This window comes from Sphingobium indicum B90A (genome assembly GCF_000264945.2).
Taxonomy (GTDB): domain Bacteria; phylum Pseudomonadota; class Alphaproteobacteria; order Sphingomonadales; family Sphingomonadaceae; genus Sphingobium; species Sphingobium indicum.
In genome coordinates this window covers 2,565,678-2,585,038 of the sequence record NZ_CP013070.1, presented here as the reverse complement: position 1 = coordinate 2,585,038, position 19,361 = coordinate 2,565,678, and the positions used below count along the sequence as shown (strand labels likewise).

Annotated in this window: 20 protein-coding genes and 1 pseudogene; 11 read left to right on the top strand and 10 right to left on the bottom strand. The window is 65.0% G+C overall.

The annotated features are described in order from the left end of the window. Window positions 1-18: 18 nt before the first annotated feature. From SIDU_RS12500 to SIDU_RS12465, 7 genes and pseudogenes are all read left to right on the top strand, one after another. Window positions 19-1,725 (top strand): copper resistance system multicopper oxidase, encoded by a 1,707-nt coding sequence (locus SIDU_RS12500; protein ID WP_007683343.1) that lies wholly within the window; start codon window positions 19-21, stop codon window positions 1,723-1,725. Further along, window positions 1,722-2,708: a copper resistance protein B gene (locus tag SIDU_RS12495; protein WP_009823975.1), complete on the top strand. Its 987-nt coding sequence runs from the start codon at window positions 1,722-1,724 to the stop codon at window positions 2,706-2,708. Before SIDU_RS12500 ends, SIDU_RS12495 begins: the two co-directional genes overlap by 4 nt. After that, a complete protein-coding gene (locus SIDU_RS12490; RefSeq protein ID WP_007683345.1) occupies window positions 2,702-3,943 on the top strand; it encodes an MFS transporter in 1,242 nt (413 codons plus the stop codon). The genes SIDU_RS12495 and SIDU_RS12490 overlap by 7 nt, the downstream gene beginning before the upstream one ends. A gap of 79 nt (window positions 3,944-4,022) precedes the next feature. Then, window positions 4,023-4,460 carry a DUF411 domain-containing protein gene (locus SIDU_RS12485; protein WP_007683347.1) on the top strand — a complete coding sequence of 146 codons (438 nt, stop codon included), beginning with the start codon at window positions 4,023-4,025 and terminating at the stop codon, window positions 4,458-4,460. 384 nt (window positions 4,461-4,844) lie between these two features. Then, window positions 4,845-5,108 (top strand): type II toxin-antitoxin system RelB/DinJ family antitoxin, encoded by a 264-nt coding sequence (locus SIDU_RS12475; protein WP_004212689.1) that lies wholly within the window; start codon window positions 4,845-4,847, stop codon window positions 5,106-5,108. Beyond that, window positions 5,095-5,376 (top strand): type II toxin-antitoxin system YafQ family toxin, encoded by a 282-nt coding sequence (locus SIDU_RS12470; protein WP_004212690.1) that lies wholly within the window; start codon window positions 5,095-5,097, stop codon window positions 5,374-5,376. The genes SIDU_RS12475 and SIDU_RS12470 overlap by 14 nt, the downstream gene beginning before the upstream one ends. Before the next feature lie 401 nt (window positions 5,377-5,777). Next, a pseudogene (locus tag SIDU_RS12465) lies at window positions 5,778-6,092 on the top strand (CorA family divalent cation transporter); the annotation flags it as partial. Window positions 6,093-6,154: 62 nt separating this feature from the next. Here the strand turns inward: SIDU_RS12465 and SIDU_RS12460 are convergent. The 9 genes from SIDU_RS12460 to SIDU_RS12420 all read right to left on the bottom strand — a co-directional run bounded on the left by SIDU_RS12460 (window position 6,155) and on the right by SIDU_RS12420 (window position 13,830). Next, a complete protein-coding gene (locus SIDU_RS12460) occupies window positions 6,155-6,562 on the bottom strand; it encodes a response regulator (RefSeq protein WP_007683354.1) in 408 nt (135 codons plus the stop codon). A gap of 81 nt (window positions 6,563-6,643) precedes the next feature. After that, window positions 6,644-7,267 (bottom strand): response regulator transcription factor, encoded by a 624-nt coding sequence (locus SIDU_RS12455; protein WP_007683357.1) that lies wholly within the window; start codon window positions 7,265-7,267, stop codon window positions 6,644-6,646. Continuing rightward, entirely contained in the window at window positions 7,257-8,792 is a 1,536-nt protein-coding gene (locus SIDU_RS12450; protein WP_007683359.1) for a two-component system sensor histidine kinase NtrB, read from the bottom strand. Before SIDU_RS12450 ends, SIDU_RS12455 begins: the two co-directional genes overlap by 11 nt. Window positions 8,793-8,850: 58 nt before the next feature. Continuing rightward, entirely contained in the window at window positions 8,851-9,324 is a 474-nt protein-coding gene (locus SIDU_RS12445; protein WP_007683361.1) for a DUF305 domain-containing protein, read from the bottom strand. 90 nt (window positions 9,325-9,414) lie between these two features. Beyond that, window positions 9,415-10,563 (bottom strand): copper resistance protein B, encoded by a 1,149-nt coding sequence (locus SIDU_RS12440; protein WP_007683363.1) that lies wholly within the window; start codon window positions 10,561-10,563, stop codon window positions 9,415-9,417. Beyond that, window positions 10,563-12,488 carry a copper resistance system multicopper oxidase gene (locus tag SIDU_RS12435; RefSeq protein WP_007683365.1) on the bottom strand — a complete coding sequence of 642 codons (1,926 nt, stop codon included), beginning with the start codon at window positions 12,486-12,488 and terminating at the stop codon, window positions 10,563-10,565. The genes SIDU_RS12440 and SIDU_RS12435 overlap by 1 nt, the downstream gene beginning before the upstream one ends. A 66-nt stretch (window positions 12,489-12,554) precedes the next feature. Then, window positions 12,555-13,121: an RNA polymerase sigma factor gene (locus SIDU_RS12430; RefSeq protein WP_007683367.1), complete on the bottom strand. Its 567-nt coding sequence runs from the start codon at window positions 13,119-13,121 to the stop codon at window positions 12,555-12,557. Beyond that, window positions 13,118-13,558 (bottom strand): periplasmic heavy metal sensor, encoded by a 441-nt coding sequence (locus SIDU_RS12425; RefSeq protein WP_007683368.1) that lies wholly within the window; start codon window positions 13,556-13,558, stop codon window positions 13,118-13,120. Before SIDU_RS12425 ends, SIDU_RS12430 begins: the two co-directional genes overlap by 4 nt. Further along, window positions 13,558-13,830, bottom strand: a complete 273-nt coding sequence (locus SIDU_RS12420; protein ID WP_007683370.1) for a hypothetical protein — start codon at window positions 13,828-13,830, stop codon at window positions 13,558-13,560. Before SIDU_RS12420 ends, SIDU_RS12425 begins: the two co-directional genes overlap by 1 nt. Window positions 13,831-13,963: 133 nt before the next feature. On the opposite strand from SIDU_RS12420, the gene copC reads away from it, so the two are divergent. From copC to cueR, 4 genes are all read left to right on the top strand, one after another. After that, window positions 13,964-14,341 carry a copper homeostasis periplasmic binding protein CopC gene (gene copC, locus SIDU_RS12415; RefSeq protein WP_007683372.1) on the top strand — a complete coding sequence of 126 codons (378 nt, stop codon included), beginning with the start codon at window positions 13,964-13,966 and terminating at the stop codon, window positions 14,339-14,341. 4 nt (window positions 14,342-14,345) lie between these two features. Next, window positions 14,346-15,290, top strand: a complete 945-nt coding sequence (gene copD, locus SIDU_RS12410) for a copper homeostasis membrane protein CopD (RefSeq protein ID WP_007683373.1) — start codon at window positions 14,346-14,348, stop codon at window positions 15,288-15,290. A 394-nt stretch (window positions 15,291-15,684) separates the two neighbouring features. Continuing rightward, window positions 15,685-18,042, top strand: coding sequence for a heavy metal translocating P-type ATPase (locus tag SIDU_RS12405; protein ID WP_007683374.1), 2,358 nt, complete (start codon window positions 15,685-15,687; stop codon window positions 18,040-18,042). Further along, window positions 18,039-18,437, top strand: a complete 399-nt coding sequence (gene cueR, locus SIDU_RS12400; protein WP_004212744.1) for a Cu(I)-responsive transcriptional regulator — start codon at window positions 18,039-18,041, stop codon at window positions 18,435-18,437. Before SIDU_RS12405 ends, cueR begins: the two co-directional genes overlap by 4 nt. A 26-nt stretch (window positions 18,438-18,463) precedes the next feature. Here cueR and SIDU_RS12395 read toward each other — a convergent pair whose 3' ends face one another. Next, window positions 18,464-19,099 (bottom strand): response regulator transcription factor, encoded by a 636-nt coding sequence (locus SIDU_RS12395; protein WP_007683376.1) that lies wholly within the window; start codon window positions 19,097-19,099, stop codon window positions 18,464-18,466. Window positions 19,100-19,361 lie beyond the last annotated feature (262 nt).

Genomic DNA, 19,361 nt, shown 5'->3' with positions numbered 1-19,361 from the left:
TTCGCGAAAGTACAGTTCATGTCTCCCTTACATATCCGGCCGATCGCACGGCGCCGTTTCGTCCAGGGGCTGGCGATCGGCGGCGCGGTTGCCGGCTTCGCCCCGGCGCTTCTCGCGCGATCCGCCCCAGTCTCGCCCGCCGAGCTTAGCGGGACCGAGTTCGACCTCGAGATCGCCGAGCTGCCAGTCAACTTCACCGGCAAACGCCGTATCGCGACCGCCGTGAACGGCAGCGTGCCCGCGCCGGTCCTGCGCCTGCGCGAAGGCGACACGGTCACGCTCCGTGTGCGCAACGGCCTCAAGGAGATGTCGAGCATCCATTGGCACGGCATCATCGTGCCGGCGGAGATGGACGGCGTGCCCGGCATCAGCTTTGCCGGCATCGCGCCGGGCGAGACCTTCACCTATCGCTTCGAGGTCCGCCAGAGCGGAACCTACTGGTATCACGCTCACACGCTCGCCGAGCAGACGGGACTCTATGGAGCGATCATCGTGGAGCCGAAACAGGCGCCGGCGGCGCGGGCGCCCGATCGCGACTATTGCATCGTGCTCAGCGACTGGTCGGACGAGCCGCCGCTGCAGATCTTCCTCAATCTCAAGAAGCAGAGCAGCTACTATAATTTTGCGCAGCCGACAGCCGGCGACTTCCTCAAGGATGTCGGCGCCATGGGCCTTGGGAAGGCGCTCGAGCGGCGGCGGATGTGGAACAGCTCGCGGATGAACCCGACCGACTACAGCGATGTCTCTGCCGCGACCTACACCTATCTGATGAACGGCGCGCCGCCCGCCGGCAACTGGACCGGTATCGCCGCGCCCGGCGAACGCGTGCGCCTGCGCTTCGTCGGCGCGGGGACGGCGACGTTCTTCGACGTGCGGATCCCGGGGGTCGAGCTGACGGTCGTATCGGCCGACGGGCAGCCGGTCGAGCCGGTCACGGTCGAGGAATTCCGGATCGGCCCGGGCGAGACCTATGACGTCGAGTTCACCATGCCCGAGGGCGGCGCCCGCACCATCTTCGCGCAGGCGATCGATCGGAGCGGCTATGCCCGCGGCACGATCGCACCGGCTCCGGGCATGGCGGCAGCCGTGCCGCCGCTCGATGCCCGGACCTGGCTCGAGCCGGTCGACATGATGGGCGCGATGGCGACGATGGGCGCAATGGGAGGCGACGCGCATGCCGGGCACGGCATGACCGAGATGCCGGCCAGGGCACAGCACGCCCGCACCGAATATGGCGCCAATACCGACATGCGCGTCGACTATCCCCGCACCAATCTGGACGATCCCGGCGCCGGGCTGCGCGGGCGCGGCTGGCGCGTGCTGACGCTGGCCGATCTGCGCACGCCGGGCGGCGATCCCGACCCGCGCGAGCCCGAGCGCGACATCGAGCTGCATCTGACGGGCAATATGGAACGGTTCATCTGGTCGCTCGACGGCATCAAGCTCAACGATTCCCGGCCGCTGCATTTCAAGCCGAACGAGCGGCTGCGCGTCACCTTCGTCAACGACACGATGATGGCGCATCCGATGCATCTGCACGGCATGTGGAGCGATGTCGAAGGCCCGGACGGCGCCTTCCAGGTCCGCAAGCATACGGTCGTGGTCCAGCCCGCCCAGCGGGTGAGCTTCCGCGTCACCGCCGACGCCATGGGCCGATGGGCCTTCCACTGCCATCTGCTCTATCACATGGCGGCCGGCATGTTCCGGGAGGTGGTGGTCGCATGATCCGGATTATCCCCTCGCGCGGCATTGCTCTTGGCGTTGCCCTCTTCCTGGCGCCGGCGATCACGGCTCCCGCCCTCGCGCAGGATGCCTTGCCCCCGTCGCCCGCCGCCACCCCTGCCCAAACGGCCACTCCCGATCCAAACTCACCTTCCGCGCAAGGCTCTCAGGAGCATGCGGGCATGGACATGCCGGGCATGGATATGACCGACACGAAGGCGTCCGGTAACGGCGCCACGATGGACATGGGCTCGATGCAGGGTGGCAAGGCCCCGCCGGACGCGCGCAACTCGGACGATTATGCCGACGGCTATCGCAACTCGACGCTGCCGGGCTATGAGATGGCCGACAAGCTCTCGATCCCCAAGATACTTGTGGATGAGCTCGAGTTCACCAGCGGCAACGAGGGTCAGGGCGTGGGCTGGACCGTGCTCGTCACCAAGGGTCAGGACAATGACAAGCTCTGGCTGCGCAGCCAGGGGCTCAAGAACTCCCGCGACCAACGTCTCGATCCGGAGAGCAGCGTCGAGGCGCTGTGGTGGCACAGCAAGAACCCGTTCTGGGGCACGCTGCTCGGGGTCAGGCAGGATCTCGGCAAGGGTGCGACCACCTGGCTCGCCGCCGGCGTCGAGGGACTGGCGCCCTATTGGTTCGACGTCCAGCTCACCGGCTATGTAGGAACCGATGGGCGTCTCGCGGCGCGCGCCAAGGCCTCCTATGAGGTCCTGTTCACCAATCGGTTGATCCTTACGCCGCAGGTGGAAACCAATATCTATTCGAAGCGGTCGAGCGATCGGCAGCTCGGCAGCGGCTTCAGCAATGTCGAGCTGAGCGGACGGTTGCGCTACGAGGTGTCGCGCAAGTTCGCGCCCTATATCGGCTTCGTCTGGGAGCGCGCATTTGACGGCACGGCCGATTTCCGTCGCCTGCGCAGGGAAGGGCCTTCCGAACACAGGCTGGTGATCGGCTTGCGCGCCTGGTGGTGATCCGCGGATGGCCACTCGAGGGATCGACCGCGAACGCGCCGCGTGACAAGGCTGGATCGCAAGCCAACGGTCGCTGGCCGGCCTCCTTTTTCGTCTTGTTGCTCGCGGCGGCTGCGGCGTCGGCGGGACAGACGGCCATTCTCGCCTTCCTTCCGGCACTGGTCGACCCGGCTCGTGGCGCGCTATCGTCAAGCGCTCATGATTTTCACGTCGCGAGCCTGACTGCGGTCCATCCCCTGGCAGCCTTGCTGGCGGCGCCGCTCTGGGGCTGGATCGCGGACCGGGTCGACTATCGGGCGATGTTGCGCGCAGCGCTGGTCATCCTCGCGCTGGTGACCGCGCCGATCGGCCTCGTCGGGTTGCCTGAGCTTTATGCATTGCGTCTGGTGGCGGGGATGGCGTCGGCCGCCATCATACCGTTGGGCTTGCTCTGCGCGAGCTTTGCCGCAAGCGGGCGCGCGGACCAGGCGCGCCGCTTCACCTGGCTGACCGCCTTCGTGTTTCTGGGCGATCTCGCCGGTCCGCTGGTGGCGGAGGTCTCGGCCGCGATCCTGCCCCGCGCTCCCCTCATGATCCTCGCTCTCGGCATCGGTGCCGTCGGGGCGGCGCTTTGCGCCGTGCGTCTGCCGCGCTGGTGTGCACCTTGCATCGATGGCGGAGACCTGCCCGCGCCTACGCTCGGCGCGACGTTGATCCTGCTTTTTATCACGATCGTCGCGGGCGGCGGGCTGGCGGCGATGCATGTCAATCTCCTGGTGACGCGGAGCGCCATTTCGCTGAGCCGCGAAGAGATCGCCTGGATGCTCAGTCTCTGCGGATTGGGCATGCTGGCGGCACAGATCTTCCATGCAAAGCTGGATTGGCTGGTCACTGTGCCGAGGCGGCTTGCCGGATTGACGCTGGGCCTGCTGGCTGTGGCACTTTTCATGTTTCCTGTCGCCGCGAGTATGGCCGAGCTCAGTGGGATCATCGTTGCTGCCGGCTGGAGCTCGGCAACCCTTCGATTGGTCACCAGCTTCTGGATCAGCGGCGGCGGGGCCCCTTCAGGCGTGAAGCTCGGTTTCCAGCATTCCGCCGCCAGCATCGGGCAGGCGCTCGCGCCGCTGGCGATAGCCATCGTCGCTCCCGGGGCGCAGCCGCTCGTTCTGTGGGGGATTGGTGGTCTATCGCTAGCGCTGCTTGTGTCCCTGCCGCTAGCCTGGAGGCCGCCCGCCATCGTAAAATCATCTGCGTGATGAGGGGAGGGGCGCATTGATGCGTATAGAAAAGAAGGGGCCTCTGCCCCATGCTTATCGTTCTTCCGGGAGTCATTTCATGAAGACCCGCCTATTCGTCGCCTTGCTGTTCCTCGCCATGCCCGGCGTAGCGCTTGCGGCCAGTGATATCGTCGTCCACCGGGATCCGGGATGTGGATGTTGCGAGAAGTGGGCGCAGGCCGTGCGCGCGAAGCTGGGACGCAAGGTCGTCATGCGTGACGATGCGTCGCGCAGCGAGCTTCAGCGCAAGGCCGGCATGCCCCGGACGCTGGCATCTTGCCACAGCGCGATCGTCGATGGCTATATGATCGAGGGCCATGTCCCGATATCCGACGTCAAGCGCTTGCTGGCGACCCGTCCTGCGGGCGTCAAAGGCATTGCGGTTGCGGGGATGCCGATCGGTTCGGAGGGCATGGAAGTGGCAGGCGCTGCCCGCCAACCCTATACGGTGGTGGCCTTCGGCAGCGCCGGTCAGCGAATTTTCGCCCGCCATTGATATCGCGCGGTTTGCAGCATCCTGCAGAATTGCCCGGTGGTAGAGGACCCCGCTGTCGAGTGTAGAACCTTGTGTCAAGCGAGCTGATGGCGTCCCTACCCCTACCTACACTGAAAAAGCAACGATTTGTCTTGTAAGTTGTTCGCGGTCGTCTCCCTGATTTGCCTGAATTTGGCCCAAAATGTGGGAACGATTGTGGGACCGTTTGCCCACCGAAAGTGTGAGAACGGCCCCAACATTCCCGATCAGGGCCCCGAACCGATGGCACTCACAGCATTGAAGGTGAAAAACGCGAAGCCCGGTCGCCATGTCGATAGCCGGGGCTTTGCCTGATTGCACTTTGCGTTCGCTTGCATTACATCGTCATGCAGAAAGGAAATCGACATGGCCGCAAACGCTCTTGTGCAGACCCGGATCGACGGAGCGGTGAAGGAGGAAGCCGCGACCGTGCTGGCTGCTATGGGGCTGACCGTCTCCGATGCCGTGCGCCTGATGCTGACCCGCGTTGCCCGCGACAAGGCCTTGCCGTTTGAACCGCTGGTGCCCAATGCCGAGACGATCGAGGCCATGAAGGAAGCGCGCGAGGGAAAGGGCAAGCGGTTCGCCACGGTGGTCGACCTGATGGCCGACCTCAATGCGGACGATTGAACGCTTCGGGCGGTTCAAGCGCGACTACAAGCGGGAGAAGAAGGGGCAGCACGCCAAGACGCTGGACGCTGACCTGATCCCGATCATCGAGGCGCTGGCATCCGACGAGCCGCTTGAACCGCGCCACCGCGACCATGCGCTGACCGGCGACTGGCGCGACCATCGCGATTGCCACATAAAGCCCGACCTCGTGCTGATTTACCGCAAGCCCGATGACGACACCTTGCAGCTTGTGCGCTTGGGATCGCACGCGGAATTGGGTTGGTGACGCCCGCGCATGGCGAGCTTATACGTTTGTCGGGTATGTCAGCCAGAGGCACGATTACGGGTTAGGTGTGATCAGCGAGCATCCGATGCCAACAAGCTTTTGCAGAAGACATCAATCGCAGAGATGCATTCGGCAGGCGCTGCTTGAAACAAAAATGAGGGCCATAAATCACTTTCACCCTCAAATTCTGACAAATTTGCCGTTAGTTCACGACTGGTGAGCGAGAAATGAGCCGATCGCGTTGGGCTTGAAGAGCCGACCGCTCGCTCCACCGTCGTGACCCCTACGTTGATGACCGGCGGATGCTGGCCCGGTAGACGATGCTGCCGAGAGCGACGACGACGCCCATGATGGCAAAAGATTCCATGCTCGAATGGCTCAAAAGCCAGATCGTGAGAAGGAAACCCTATTTCCGTGATTTGCTCGATCACATGCTCAGGGTTGAGAGCGCCATCACCGGCATCCGCGACATCCTGATCTCGGTGTTCGAGGCGAGTCACCTGCTCGAACAGCAGCGCCAGGGTGCGATCACGCGTCAGCTTGCCGCCTGGGCCGCGATCCTCGCGGTGCCTACCGCGATTGCCGGAATCTACGGCATGAATTTCGAGAATATGCCCGAACTGAAGACGCAATGGGGATATTTCGTCATCCTCGGCGTCATCGCTGCGGTCTGCATTGGGCTCTACATCCGGTTCAAACGTAGCCACTGGCTTTGACGGCGCAGATCGGCTTTCCACATCGCGCCGGGCTGAGGCTGCCGGGGGCCGGCCGCCATAACTCAATGCTTTCGCAGAACCTCGGCGCGGTGCCGGTCCAACGCATCGAGCAAAGCCCTGCCGATCAAAGGCTTTGCGAGAACGTGATCGAAGCCCGCCTCGGCGGCCCGCCAGGCCAGCAGCGTGTCGTGAAAGCCTGAGATCATGATGGCGCGTCCCGACCATCCGATCTCGCGAAGGTGACGCAGCATCGCGAATCCGTCGATGTCGGGCATGCGATAGTCGAGGATGACGCAGTCTGCCTCCTTCGCGCGGGGGTCGGCCAACAGCGCGTGGCCGGTCGTATATCCCCACACGGCATAGCCGCGCGATCTCAGCAGCAGCTGGAGGCCACGCCGCACGCCGGGATCGTCGTCGGAGACGAGGATGGTGTATCTGCCATCATGCTGAGTGGAACGGACCGATGGCATTGCGAGAAGCGGACACCCGTGTGACGATTGCACCATCGATCGCATATCGCGCCTCGTCCCGTCGCTACGTAGAGGTCGCAGTCACTTCGGCTTGCGGCCCATGCCCGCGGCAAAGGCGATCCGCAGGGCTTCGGACAAATTGCGGACCTCGAGCTTGGCCATCAGGCTCGCGCGATGGACCTCGACCGTTCGCGATGAACAGCCCAGGTCATAGGCGATCGTCTTATTGGGCAGGCCGTTCGCCAGCCCTTCCAGCACTTCACGCTCCCGGGGCGTCAGTGCAGCGACCCGCACGCCGGCTTCAGAGGTTTCCAGAGTGCGAAAGTCGACATCGTCGAGACGCGCGAACGCGCGGCTGACGGCGCCGAGCAGGGCCGCTTTCTCGAAGGGCTTCTCGAGAAAGTCGACCGCGCCGCCTTTCATGGCCTGCACCGCAACCGACACGTCGCCATGGCCGGTCAGGACGATGACCGGCATGTTGACCCCGCGTGCTGCCATGGCGGCCTGAACCTCGAGACCGTCCATCTCGGGCATGCGCACGTCAAGGATGACGCAGCCGACGGCCGCCGACTTCGCCTCCTTGAGAAACTCCACGCCCGAGGCATAGGTCACGACGTCGTAGCCCGCGGTCTTGAGCGCAAAGCTCGCCGCCTTGCGGATGCTCTCCTCGTCGTCGACCAGATGGATGACGCGTCTATCCCCCATGTTCCTCCTCCGCCCGCGCATGGATCAAGGTAAAATGAAAGCGGGTGCCGCCGCGGTCGGGGCGCTCCATCCAGATACGGCCGCCATGCGCTTCGATGATGGTCCGGCAGATCGAGAGGCCGAGGCCCATGCCGTCGGCCTTTGTCGAGTTGAACGCCGTGAAGAGCTGCTCGCGGATTCCGTCCGCGATGCCGGGACCGGTATCCTCCACGGTCACCTCGATCAGCCCGTCAGGGCGCAACCTGGTCGCCACCTTGAGGTCGCGAACCGGACACTCCGCCATCGCCTCGATGGCATTGCGCATCAGGTTGACCAGCACCTGCTGGATCTGCACCCTGTCGACGAGGACCAGCGTCGCGGCGGGATCGACCGCAAAGAAGCTGCGGATGCCGCGCTCGCGTGCACCGACCAGCGCGAGCTGGCTCGCCTCGGCGATGACCTGCGGCAGCTCGTGGAGGCTCTTGTCGACCTCGCCGCGGGCGACGAAATCGCGCAGGCGCCGGACGATATGGCCGGCCCGCAGCGTTTCCTGTGCCGCATCATCCATCACCGACCGTAGCGACACGAAGGGTTCGTCGTCCCGCTCGTCGAGCATGTCGCGGATCGTCTCGAGATAGAGCGCGACCGCGGCAAGCGGCTGGTTGAGCTCATGCGCGAGCGTCGAGGCCATCGTGCCCATCGCGCTCAGCCGAGAGACATGGACCAGCTCTGCCTGCAGTTCCTTGAGCCTGAGCTCATCCTGCTCCTTGGCGGTGAGATCCCGGATAAAGCCGGTGAACAACCGCTGCCCGTCTTCACCGGCCTCGCCGACCGACAGCTGCATCGGGAAGGTTGAGCCGTCGCGGCGCTGGCCGACCACGACGCGACCGAGGCCGATGATCCGGCGCTCGCCGGTCTGCAGATAATGCGCGAGATATTCGTCGTGACGGTCGCGATCGGGCTGGGGCATAAGGCAGGAGACGTTGCGGCCGACGAGCTCGGCTTCGCTGTAGCCGAACAGGCGTTGTGCCGCTGCGCTGAACGACGTGATGGCGCCGGTCTCGTCGATGATGATCATCGCATCCGGCACCGTCGCCAGAATCGATTGCAGATGCTGCTCGCGGGTCTCGATCGATGCGCGGACCGCCGCCTCGTCGGTGACATCGCGGCTGATGCAGGCGAAGCCGCGATGTGTGTCGCCTTCGAACAGTGCGGTGATCGTCAGGCGCGCCAGATATTCCGCGCCGTTCTCGCAGACCCGCCACGCTTCGCGCTCCAGCGTGCCCTCGTGAAGGGCGGCCGCCAGGTCTGCGCCTGGACGCCCCGCCGCAATCTCGTCGGGCGGGTAGAACAGGTCGTGGGGCTGTCCCAGGACGCGATCGAGCGGCCAGCATTCGGCACGCTCGCCTTCTTCATTATAGCTCAGCACCATCCCGGAAGGATCGAGCAGCGTCAGGACGTGGCCGCCAGCCTGTCGCAGGAACAGCGGCGCAAGCCGCGCCACCTCCCTGGCAATCTCGTCGGGCCCGCGCCTCGTGTAGACCATCGGCCGGCTCACACGCCCGGCCGGGCGCACGTATCCGGGCGTAGCCGGACCGTGCCACTCAGCGCCGCGCGAGTATGGCCTTCATCTCGTCGATTTCCTGCCGCTGCGAGCGCTTGATCGATTCGCAAAGCCGGATGACTTCGGGATCGCTCAGCTTTGCTTCCTGGCACATCAGGATCGCGCCGGAGTGGTGTGGGATCATCGAGCGCAGAAAGGCCGTGTCGCCGATCGTGGTCTGCGTGCGGATGAACGCGAAGCTGCCCAAGAAGGCGACCAGCGACGCGGCGATCAGCGCGATGTTGGCGGCCTTCGACGGGAACATGTGCCGCATGGCGAGGATCATGAGCACCACCATCGGTGAGACCATCATCAGCGTCATGTAGAGCATGTTGAGGTTGTTGTAGAAGCTGTCGAGCCCGTCGATCATGACGAACATCACCAGATACATGATGACGCCGCTGATGACGGTCTGGAAGGCCAGGCTCCAATAGGCGCCCATCTTCCGTGTGCTCATGTGGGACGAATGATCCATGGCGTATCTCCTTCGTTCGGCGCAGGCCGACCTGGGTCTCAGTGTAACGCCCCGCTCTCCTGTTCGCCCCCGCCATCAGCCGTCCCGATGCTAGAACCAGAAGCGGATGCCGGCGACGAAGCTGGTGGCATGGACGTCCTCGCCGGCAAGCCTCGACAGCCGCGCCGTGTCGCCGGCTTTGCGCAGATAAGAGACGCCGATATAGGGTGCGAACTGGCGGCTGAACTCATAGCGCAGGCGCGCGCCGAGCTCTATGTTGACCAGCCCCGAACCGATGTCGTTCTCCGGAATATCCTGCGCGGCGAAATTGACCTCGGCGCGCGGCTGCAAGATCAGGCGCTGGGTAATGCGCTGGTCGTAATAGCCCTCGACCCGGCCCAGAACATCGCCCTTGGTCGAGAGGAACAGCGCGCCTTCGACTTCGAACATGCCGGGAGCCAGGCCCTCGACGCCGACCGTCGCGTAAGTGCGGTCGGGCCCGCGGCCGAAGTCCTGGCGGATACCGCCCTGAAGATTGAAATAGGGGTCGATGGCCCGGCTATAGAGCACCTGCACCTCCGCGCTGTCGATGCCGCGGCCGAACTCGCCTTCGCCCTCGCTCTTGAGCCAGAGCCGGTTGATATCGCCGCCGTAAAAGCCTTCGCCATCCCAGCGATAGCCATCGCGACCGCTATGCGCTTGATACTCGAACAGGTTGAGCAGCACCTGCCCGAAATTGTTGCCGCCGCTGTCCTTCATCATGATGTCGCGTGAGCGCGCCATCTCGGCGCCGGGAAAATCACGATCGGCGAAGTGGTCGCTGGGGGGAGGCGGCGGGGGCGCATTGCCGGCCGGAAGCGCCGTGCCGGTCATTTGCATGCCGGGCATGGCGGTCTGGCCATGCTGCGAATGGTCCATCCCGGGCATGTCCGGCATCGCGCCGTCCTGATGCTGGGAGTGGTCCATGCCCGGCATGTCCGGCATCGCGGGAGACGCGGGTTGCGGCTGACCGGCCGCATCTCCCTGCGGCGCAGGACTGGCCTGGTGCTGCGAATGGTCCATCGCCGAGGTGGCGTCTGGCGCTGGTGTCTGAGCGCGCGGCCTGGCGGCGGCCTTGTCCTTCTTCTTCTCCTGCGCCGGCGGCACCTCGCCCGGCGGCGCCATGCCGGGCATGCCGTGCATTGAATGATCCTGGGCAAAGGCGGGCGCGGCAGCGAAAAGGGCGATCGCGCTCACCAGCGGCGTGAGGATGCGGGTCATTACGCGTCTCCCTTCGGACGGACGCTCACGACCCGCATCATCCCGGCATGCATGTGGTAGAGGAGATGACAGTGGAAGGCCCAGTCGCCGACCGCGTCGGCGGTGAAGTCCCAGGTCACCTTGCCGCCGGGCTGGACGATTACCGTATGCTTGCGTGGCGCATGATCGCCATGCCCCGTCACCAGCTCGAAAAAATGCCCGTGAATATGGATCGGATGCCCCATCATCGTGTCGTTGATGAGATTGACGCGCACCCGCTCGCCTTCGATGAAGGGGATCGGCTCGTGATGGTCCGACATTTTTTCGCCGTCGAACGACCACATGAACCGCTCCATGTTGCCGGTGAGGTGAATGTCGATGCTGCGGCTCGGCGCGCGCACGTCCGGATTGCGATCGAGCGCCATCAGGTCCCTGTAGACAAGCACCTTGTGGCCGACGTCGGCGAGGCCCTGGCCGGGCTCGCCGGTGCGGTCGACGGGCATCGGCGAGATGGTCTGGACGCTCGGGTCGCGCTTCACCTGCGGCGCGTTCGAGAAGTCTCGCATCTTCATCGACCCCATCGCGTGCCCGCCATGGTCCATGCCCGCCATCTGGCCATCGGCGCCCATCGCGCCGTGGTCCATCCCGCTCATCGCGGAATGATCCATCCCCGAATGATCCATGCCTGCCATGGCGCTATTGTCCATGGTCGCCATCGCTGCCGCCGCGCCGGTCGCGAGGCGCGCGGACGCGTTCTTCTCGGCCGTCGGATCGACGCCCCGCATAGCGCCGCCCGACATGTCCATGCCTTCCATGCCCGGCATCGAGGACATGTCCATGCCCATGTCCTTCATGTCGGCGAGCGGCCGTTTGCGTAAGGGGGGAACCTCGCCGGCCATGCCGGCGCGCGGCGCGAGCGTGGCACGCGCCATGCCCGAGCGGTCGATCGCCTCGCCGACAAGGGTGTAGGCCTTGTCATCGCCTGGGCTGACAACGACGTCGTAGGTCTCGGCAACACCAACCTGGAACTCGTCGACGGTGACCGGCACCACATTCTGCCCGTCGGCCTGGACGATGGTCAGCGGCAGGCCGGGGATGCGGACGTTGAAGGTGGTCATCGCCGACGCATTGATGACCCGCAGCCGCACCCGTTCGCCCGGGGTGAAGAGCGCGGTCCAGTTGTCCATCGGACCATGGCCGTTGACGAGATAGGTGTAGGTGGATCCGGTCACATCGGAGATGTCGGCCGGGTCCATCCGCATCTGGCCCCAGTCGAGCCGGTCCTTGAGCGGCTGATCCTTGCCCGACAGGAGCCCGGCCAGGGTCTGGCGCTGGAAATTGAAATGGCCGGGGTTGACCTTGAGGCGCCGGAAGATCGCCTGCGGCGAGAGCGCGCTGTGATCGGCGAGCACGATGACATGCTCGCGGTCATAGGCGACCGGATCGGCACCGGCGGGATCGATGATGATCGGGCCGTAATGGCCTTCCTGTTCCTGCAGGCCTGAATGGCTGTGGTACCAGTAGGTGCCGCTTTGCACGACGGAGAACTGGTAGAGGTAGTTCGAGCCCGGCTTGATGCCCGGAAAAGACACGCCCGGCACACCGTCCATATTGGCCGGCAGGATCAGCCCGTGCCAGTGGATCGAGCTGTCCTCCTCCAGCTGATTGATGACGTTGAGCCGCACGCGCTGGCCCTCGCGCAGCCGGATCAGCGGGGCGGGGACCGTGCCGTTGAGGCCGATTGCCCGGAACTTGCGCCCGTCGATGGTCATCGACTGCCGGGCGATGGTGAGCGTAATGTCTTCGCCCGACACGGTCGGCAGCGTCGGTCGCATCCCCGGCGAGATCGTCTGCGCCCAGGCCGGCAGCCAGGCTGACAATGCTGCGCCGCCGCCGGCGAGGGCCGCGCCGCGGAGGAACTGGCGGCGGTCGAGAGCAGAAATCATTCGGTTGTCTCAGCTTTAAGAAAGAGGGCGTACCTATTGGGAATACGCAGCATGGCCTCATCCCCCTCAAACTTTCTTTAATATTTCCGAAAGGCGTGCCCTAGCTCGATAGAGGCGCGTTTCGACCGCCTTCTGGCTGATCCCGAGAATTTCGGCGGTTTCAGCTTCCGATTTCTCGTCGATCGTACGCAAAATAAGCGTGTCCTTGAGGGAAGACGGCAGGGCAGCAATCGCTTTCATTGCTTGCGCGAGCTGCTGTTCGGCCCCGATCGCCTGATCGGGCAGCGGTGCGTCGTCGGCGACGCCGTCCGCCTCGCCGAGCGGTAGGGCTAGGGCAAAGAAATTTCGAACCGCTCGCCGACGCCGCCAGTCATGGCATTTGTTGATGACAATCCGGGACATCCAGACCTGGAAGGGTCGGGTTACGTCATAGCGGTTGAGTGCGGCAAAGGCCGCGACGAAGCTCGCCTGGGTGACATCCAATGCCTCATCCATAGATCCGACATGGCTGCGCACGAGCCGGTGAACCCAACCTTGATGCCGGCGGACCAGCTCGCCATAGGCCGCTTGCCGGCCTCCAAGCGCCAGAGCCGCGAGCTCCCCGTCCGAGCAGTCGGGGAGGCACGCGGTCATTCGGATTTGGCCGTCAGCGCTTTCACCACGGCGTCGTCGAATTTGTCCGTCTGATCCGGGCGCAGCACGGCCCGCATCGCGAAGATATGCTCAAGTGTTTCTTTCTGCAGCGCGCCCATGGCCTGGTGCGAGCGATCCACCGCAGTTGCGACTTGCGGGCCATAGCCATGCTCCGCTTCGATCGCTTCCGCGAGACGCGCATTGTCGGCGCGCAATTCGGCCTCCAGCGCTTGACGCCGGATCGCGTAGTTCTTCTCGATTGTCTCGAGTCGGCTGTGTTGCGCTGAATTCAGCTTCAGATCGCGATGGAGCAGCTCGTGCAGCTCATTTTCGACCGGGCGCACTGGAACCACATAGACGCGGCCAATGACAACGCCAGCGATCGCCGCGGCGAAGGTCACCAGGACGAGGAGCAGGAGCCGGCGGCGGTCGCGCATCACTGCGAGCTCAGCAGCGTCGAGGGCGCAAGCGCGAGCCGAGCATCGAAGGGCGATAGCGGTTTGGCATCAGCAGACCGTGTCGAAACTGCCGAGCCGGCAATTCCGATGAACAGCGCGGTTGCGGCCGCGATGCCGAACGTCATAGCGCCAAGGCTTGGTATGGCCCGGATGCGCGCTATTTCCGCCATGACCCGGCTTTCCAGGCCGCCGAGCCTGGGATCGAGAGGCGCATCGCGCAACCGCGAGAGCAGGTGGTCAAGTTCATCCATGGTGCTTCTCCGTCTTCATCCATCAATACGCACGATGGTCCAGGAACCCTTGCTGTAGATTGAAAAGAATAATTGCGAGGGGTGGGGGCTCGGGCTGCGTATTGTCTCATGGGATCTACAGGAGAATGTTCCAATGCGTTTCTTTTCGCCTCTCGCAGTTATCGCCGCCGTCGGCCTGAGTGTTTCTGCTCCGGCCTACGCGCATCCCAAGCTTGTGTCCTCGACGCCCGCCGCGAACGCCAGCGTCTCGGCGCCGTCGCGTATAACGCTCACCTTCAGTGAAGGTCTGATGCCGAAGCTGTCGGGCGCCGAGATCGTGATGACCGGCATGCCCGGCATGCCCAACCACCGCATGGCGGTAACCGGCTTCAAGACGTCCGTCGAAGGCGACAAGACGCTCGTGCTGACGCTCGCCAAGCCGCTCATGGCGGGCAGCTATCAGGTCGCCTGGCACGTCGTCTCGACCGACACGCACCGCATCCAGGGCAATCTCGCCTTTACCGTCAAGTGACGCCATGAACGACGTGGCACTCGTCGCCGTCCGCTGGGCGCTCTACGTCGATCTCGGCCTGTTGTTCGGCCTGCCGCTGTTCGCGCTCTATGCGCCCGGCGGCGGCCGGATGGTACAGCGGCATCTGCCGATGGTAGCAATGGTGGCCGGTCTCGCCTGTCTCGCCCTCCTGCTGTCGGCGCTGGGGTTCGCGTTGCAGGCAGCGGCCATGACCGGGCTGCCGCTCACCCAGCCTGATCTTTCCATGGTCGCAGAGCTGTTCAACGGCACGTCCATGGGAACGGCGCTGAAGGCGCGCCTCGTCGCGCTCCTCGTTCTTCTGCTCTCCATCCCCTTCTATCGCCGGCAATCCCGTCCTGCCTTCATCGCCTCCACTCTGGCAGGCGCGGTCGCACTCGCGACCCTCGCCTGGAGCGGGCATGGCGCGGCCGGCGAAGGCGAGGCGGGCTGGCTGCAACTGGGGGCCGATCTCATCCATCTGCTCGCCGCGGGCGCCTGGGTCGGCGCGCTTGCCGCATTCCTTGCGCTGGTTCTTACCAGGCTCGCAACCGATGATCTCGCCACTGAAGACATGGACCGGGTCATGCTCGCCGAGGAAGCGCTGCGGGGCTTCTCCTTCGTCGGCACGATCATCGTCGCCCTGCTGATCCTGACCGGGACGGTGAACGGCTGGTTCCTGGTCGGCCCGGGCAACATCGCGTCTCTCGGGCAGTCGACCTACGGCCTGCTGCTCATCGCCAAGCTGCTGCTCTTCGCCGGCATGCTGGGCCTGGCCGCGCTCAACCGTTATCGCCTGACCCCGGCACTTGCGCAGGCGATCGAGGAAGAGGACGCGCCACGGGCGCAGGCGCTGCTGCGCGCGAGCCTCGTCGTCGAAGGCGGTCTTGCGATCGTCATTCTCGGGCTGGTCGCCTGGCTGGGGACACTGTCGCCACCCATGTCGATGTAGTTTATCGTTTCGAACGCCTCGCGTTGGGAGAAGCCAATGCAATCGTACACCCCGCCGCGCGGGACTGGATCGACGAAAGACTATGATCGCGCGATCCGCCTGTGGGCGCGGGAGAAGCGGTGGCGTGCCGCCATGCTTGCCATGCTGCGCCCGGATTGGCGCCTGGTAATCGCCGATTATGGCCGCCAGCACGGGTCTCATGCGGCTCGCCTTCCGCCTGACCGTGCAGCGGCTCGATGGCATCGACGATACCCAGCCCAATGCCGACGGCGTGCTCCCCGGCCTGATGGCGGCCAAGCGAACGGGCCCGCCGATTTGGCCACTTAGGCGATTACGTATTGACCCTGACACGGTGTCAGACCCTAGATCGTCAGGCGTCGAAAGGAGCGAGGCGATGAACGAGACACATGGAGCGGCGCATGGCGGCGGTTGCTGCGGCGGCCACGGCACCGCTAAAGCGGCGACCGGCGTCAAGGACCCGGTCTGCGGCATGACCGTCGACCCGGCGACCACGGCGCATCACGCCGAGCATAGCGGTGAAAGCTATCATTTCTGCAGCGCGGGCTGCCGGACCAAATTCATCGCCGATCCCGAGCGCTATCTCGGCCCGCCGACGCCGCCGGTCGCGGCGCCCGAAGGCACGATCTGGACCTGCCCGATGCATCCCGAGATCCGCCAGGACCATCCCGGGTCCTGTCCGATCTGCGGCATGGCGCTCGAACCCGCGACCGTGACCGCCGACAGCGGCCCCAGCCACGAGCTAGTCGATTTCACGCGGCGCTTCTGGGTCGGCCTCGTGCTGGCTCTCCCGGTGCTGATCCTCGAGATGGGCGCGCATGTCTTTCCCGCGATCCATCGCCTCGTGCCGATGTCTATCTCGGTATGGATCCAGTTCGTGCTGGCGACACCCGTCGTGCTGTGGGCGGGCTGGCCGTTCTTCGAGCGTGGCTGGGCCTCGCTCAAGACCCGCAACTTCAACATGTTCACCCTGATCGCGATGGGGACCGGGGTCGCCTGGATCTACAGCGTCATCGCGACGCTCGCGCCTCAGCTGTTCCCGCCGGCCTTCCGCGGCGAGGACGGCATGGTTGCCGTCTATTTCGAGGCGGCCGCGGTGATCACCGTCCTCGTGCTGCTCGGCCAGATGCTCGAACTGCGCGCGCGGGAACGCACCTCGGGCGCGATCAAGGCGCTGCTCAACCTTGCACCAAAGACCGCGCGCCGGATCGGTTCTGATGGGAACGAAGAGGAAATCAGCCTTGATCTGGTTGCGGTGGGCGACCGCCTGCGGGTGCGGCCGGGCGAGAAGGTGCCGGTCGACGGCGTAGTCGAGGACGGCCGCTCCTCGCTCGACGAGTCGATGGTCACCGGCGAATCCATGCCCGTCACCAAGGCAAAGGCCGACACAGTGATCGGCGGCACGCTCAACCAGACCGGTGCGCTGGTGATCGTCGCCGACAAGGTCGGCCGCGATACCATGCTCGCACGCATCGTCCAGATGGTCGCTGAGGCGCAGCGCTCGCGCGCGCCGATCCAGCGCATGGCCGATCAGGTGTCGGGCTGGTTTGTGCCCGTGGTCATCGCGGTCGCGGCCGTCGCGTTCATCGCCTGGGGCATCTGGGGTCCCGAGCCGCGCTTCGCCTATGGGCTGGTGGCGGCGGTCGCCGTGCTGATCATCGCCTGTCCCTGCGCACTGGGGCTGGCAACGCCGATGTCGATCATGGTCGGGGTCGGCCGCGGCGCCGGGCTCGGTGTCCTCATCAAAAATGCCGAAGCACTCGAGCATATGGAGAAGGTCGACACTCTCGTCGTCGACAAGACAGGCACGCTGACCGAAGGCCGGCCTGCCGTCACCCAGGTCGTGCCGGCGCCCGGCTTCGACGAAGCCGAGCTGCTGCGTCTTGCCGCCTCGGTCGAGCGGGCGTCCGAGCATCCGCTCGCGTTGGCAATCGTCGAGGCCGCGAAGGATCGCGGCATCGTCACGAGCGACGTCATCGACTTCGACTCGCCGACCGGGCGCGGCGCGCTCGGCACGGTCGAAGGGCGGCGCATCGTCCTCGGCAATGCGCAGTTCCTTGCCGACGAAGGGGTTGCGACCGATGCGCTCGCCAGCCAGGCCGACGCGCTGCGCCGGGATGGCGCCACCGCGATCTTCATCGGGGTCGACGGCACAGTCGGCGGCGCCTTCGCGATCGCCGATCCGGTGAAGGCCACGACACCAGAAGCGCTCGCCGCGCTCAAGGCGGAGGGCATTCGCGTGGTCATGCTGACCGGCGACAACCGCACGACCGCGGAAGCGGTCGCCCGACGCCTGGGCATCGACGAGGTCGAAGCCGAGGTGCTGCCCGATCAGAAGAGCGCCGTGGTCGCCAGGTTCAAGCGCGAGGGGCGGGTCGTCGCCATGGCCGGCGACGGTGTCAACGACGCCCCCGCGTTGGCCGCCGCCGACGTCGGCATCGCCATGGGTTCCGGCACCGACGTCGCGATCGAGAGCGCTGGCGTCACGCTGCTCAAGGGCGACCTGACTGGCATCGTCCGGGCGCGGCGGCTCAGCCAAGCGACCATGTCGAACATCCGCCAGAATCTCGTCTTCGCCTTCATCTACAATGTCGCGGGCGTGCCCGTAGCGGCGGGTGCGCTCTATCCGCTGTTCGGTATTCTGCTCTCGCCCATTATCGCGGCGGCGGCGATGGCGCTCTCTTCGGTGAGCGTGGTCACCAACGCGCTGCGCCTCAACCGGAAAGCACTGTGAACATCGGCGAGACGTCACGGCAGAGCGGCGTCTCTGAGCGGATGATCCGCCATTATGAAAAGATCGGCCTCATCCCGGCGCCGGCGCGTCGGGGTGCTGGCTATCGTGACTATGGCGAGCGCGACCTCCATCGCCTCCGGTTTATCGCCAATGCCCGCGATCTCGGCTTCCCGATCGAGGAGATCCGCACGTTGCTCAGCCTTTGGGCCAATACCGGCCGTGCCAGCGCGGAGGTGAAGCGGCTTGCCCTTGCCCGCGCCGATGAGTTTCAGCGCAAAGCCGAGGCGTTGACGGCGCTGCGCGACACGCTAATCGACCTGGCTGAGCGCTGCCAAGGCGACGAGCGGCCGGATTGTCCGATCATCGCCGAACTGGCCGCGGCCCGATCCGCATAGCATCCGGCATCGCACGGCCGAGAATTTTAGGGGTGCCCGTTTTCGGTCGATTCGTGCAGGTCGACGGCGAAAGCGATCCGCAACAGGTCGGGCAGGCTTTGCGCGTTGAGTTTGATCATCAGACTGGCCCGATGCAGCTCGACCGTGCGCGACGTGACGCCGAGTTCATCTGCGATAAGGCTATTTGGATAGCCTCGCGAAATTCCTCTCAGAACGGCCCGTTCGCGCTGCGTCAGTCTCGCGGCTTTCGAAAGAGCGTCGGCCTGTTCGGAGGCACGACGGGCTATACTCTCAAGCCAGCTGAAGCCGCGGTCGATCGCGCCGAGCAATGCGGCCTTCTCGACCGGTTTGGCGAGAAAGTCGGCAGCGCCCGCCTTCATCGCCTGTACGGCGAGCGTAGGATCGCCATTGCCCGTCAGCACCACGACGGGCATGTCGATACCGCGTCGCGTCAGCTCCGCCTGAACCTGCAGGCCGTCCATGTCGGGCATGTGCATGTCGAGAACCACGCAGCCTTTCTCGGCGTCCTCTGCGCTCAACAGAAACTCCGGCCCCGAAGCGTAGGCTTCTACGGCAAACCCTGCGGTCCGCAACGTGAAACTTAGTGCTTTTCGTATTGTCTCTTCGTCATCGACGATATGCACGACGCGCTTGTTCCCCATAGCCCCCGAGATCGATCAATACGCAGTGCCGCGAGGGCAGCGCTTCAAGGGATACTTCTCTGCACGTTGGACTATGGTCCCAGGTCAAGAGTAAAAATTTGGCGAGGCAAAACGGCGAAGGACAGCGAAACTGTGAGGGTTCGGCTACTCCGCTCACACCAATGCCGCGGTCGCTGCGGCTCATTGCCGGGTCTCTGCTCCGGACGATGCATGCGAGTTGCCCGCGCCGCCCTCGGCGCGATCGAGCCATCGCTACGCTTCC

Bases quoted from the DNA above. Each gene is read 5' to 3' on its own strand.
- SIDU_RS12500 (WP_007683343.1), top strand. From the start codon at position 19: ATGTCTCCCTTACATATCCGGCCGATCGCACGGCGCCGTTTCGTCCAG.
- SIDU_RS12495 (WP_009823975.1), top strand. From the start codon at position 1,722: ATGATCCGGATTATCCCCTCGCGCGGCATTGCTCTTGGCGTTGCCCTC.
- SIDU_RS12485 (WP_007683347.1), top strand. From the start codon at position 4,023: ATGAAGACCCGCCTATTCGTCGCCTTGCTGTTCCTCGCCATGCCCGGC.
- SIDU_RS12475 (WP_004212689.1), top strand. From the start codon at position 4,845: ATGGCCGCAAACGCTCTTGTGCAGACCCGGATCGACGGAGCGGTGAAG.
- SIDU_RS12470 (WP_004212690.1), top strand. From the start codon at position 5,095: ATGCGGACGATTGAACGCTTCGGGCGGTTCAAGCGCGACTACAAGCGG.
- SIDU_RS12460 (WP_007683354.1), bottom strand. From the start codon at position 6,562: ATGCCATCGGTCCGTTCCACTCAGCATGATGGCAGATACACCATCCTC.
- SIDU_RS12455 (WP_007683357.1), bottom strand. From the start codon at position 7,267: ATGGGGGATAGACGCGTCATCCATCTGGTCGACGACGAGGAGAGCATC.
- SIDU_RS12450 (WP_007683359.1), bottom strand. From the start codon at position 8,792: ATGGTCTACACGAGGCGCGGGCCCGACGAGATTGCCAGGGAGGTGGCG.
- SIDU_RS12445 (WP_007683361.1), bottom strand. From the start codon at position 9,324: ATGGATCATTCGTCCCACATGAGCACACGGAAGATGGGCGCCTATTGG.
- SIDU_RS12440 (WP_007683363.1), bottom strand. From the start codon at position 10,563: ATGACCCGCATCCTCACGCCGCTGGTGAGCGCGATCGCCCTTTTCGCT.
- SIDU_RS12435 (WP_007683365.1), bottom strand. From the start codon at position 12,488: ATGATTTCTGCTCTCGACCGCCGCCAGTTCCTCCGCGGCGCGGCCCTC.
- SIDU_RS12430 (WP_007683367.1), bottom strand. From the start codon at position 13,121: ATGACCGCGTGCCTCCCCGACTGCTCGGACGGGGAGCTCGCGGCTCTG.
- SIDU_RS12425 (WP_007683368.1), bottom strand. From the start codon at position 13,558: ATGCGCGACCGCCGCCGGCTCCTGCTCCTCGTCCTGGTGACCTTCGCC.
- SIDU_RS12420 (WP_007683370.1), bottom strand. From the start codon at position 13,830: ATGGATGAACTTGACCACCTGCTCTCGCGGTTGCGCGATGCGCCTCTC.
- copC (WP_007683372.1), top strand. From the start codon at position 13,964: ATGCGTTTCTTTTCGCCTCTCGCAGTTATCGCCGCCGTCGGCCTGAGT.
- copD (WP_007683373.1), top strand. From the start codon at position 14,346: ATGAACGACGTGGCACTCGTCGCCGTCCGCTGGGCGCTCTACGTCGAT.
- SIDU_RS12405 (WP_007683374.1), top strand. From the start codon at position 15,685: ATGAACGAGACACATGGAGCGGCGCATGGCGGCGGTTGCTGCGGCGGC.
- SIDU_RS12395 (WP_007683376.1), bottom strand. From the start codon at position 19,099: ATGGGGAACAAGCGCGTCGTGCATATCGTCGATGACGAAGAGACAATA.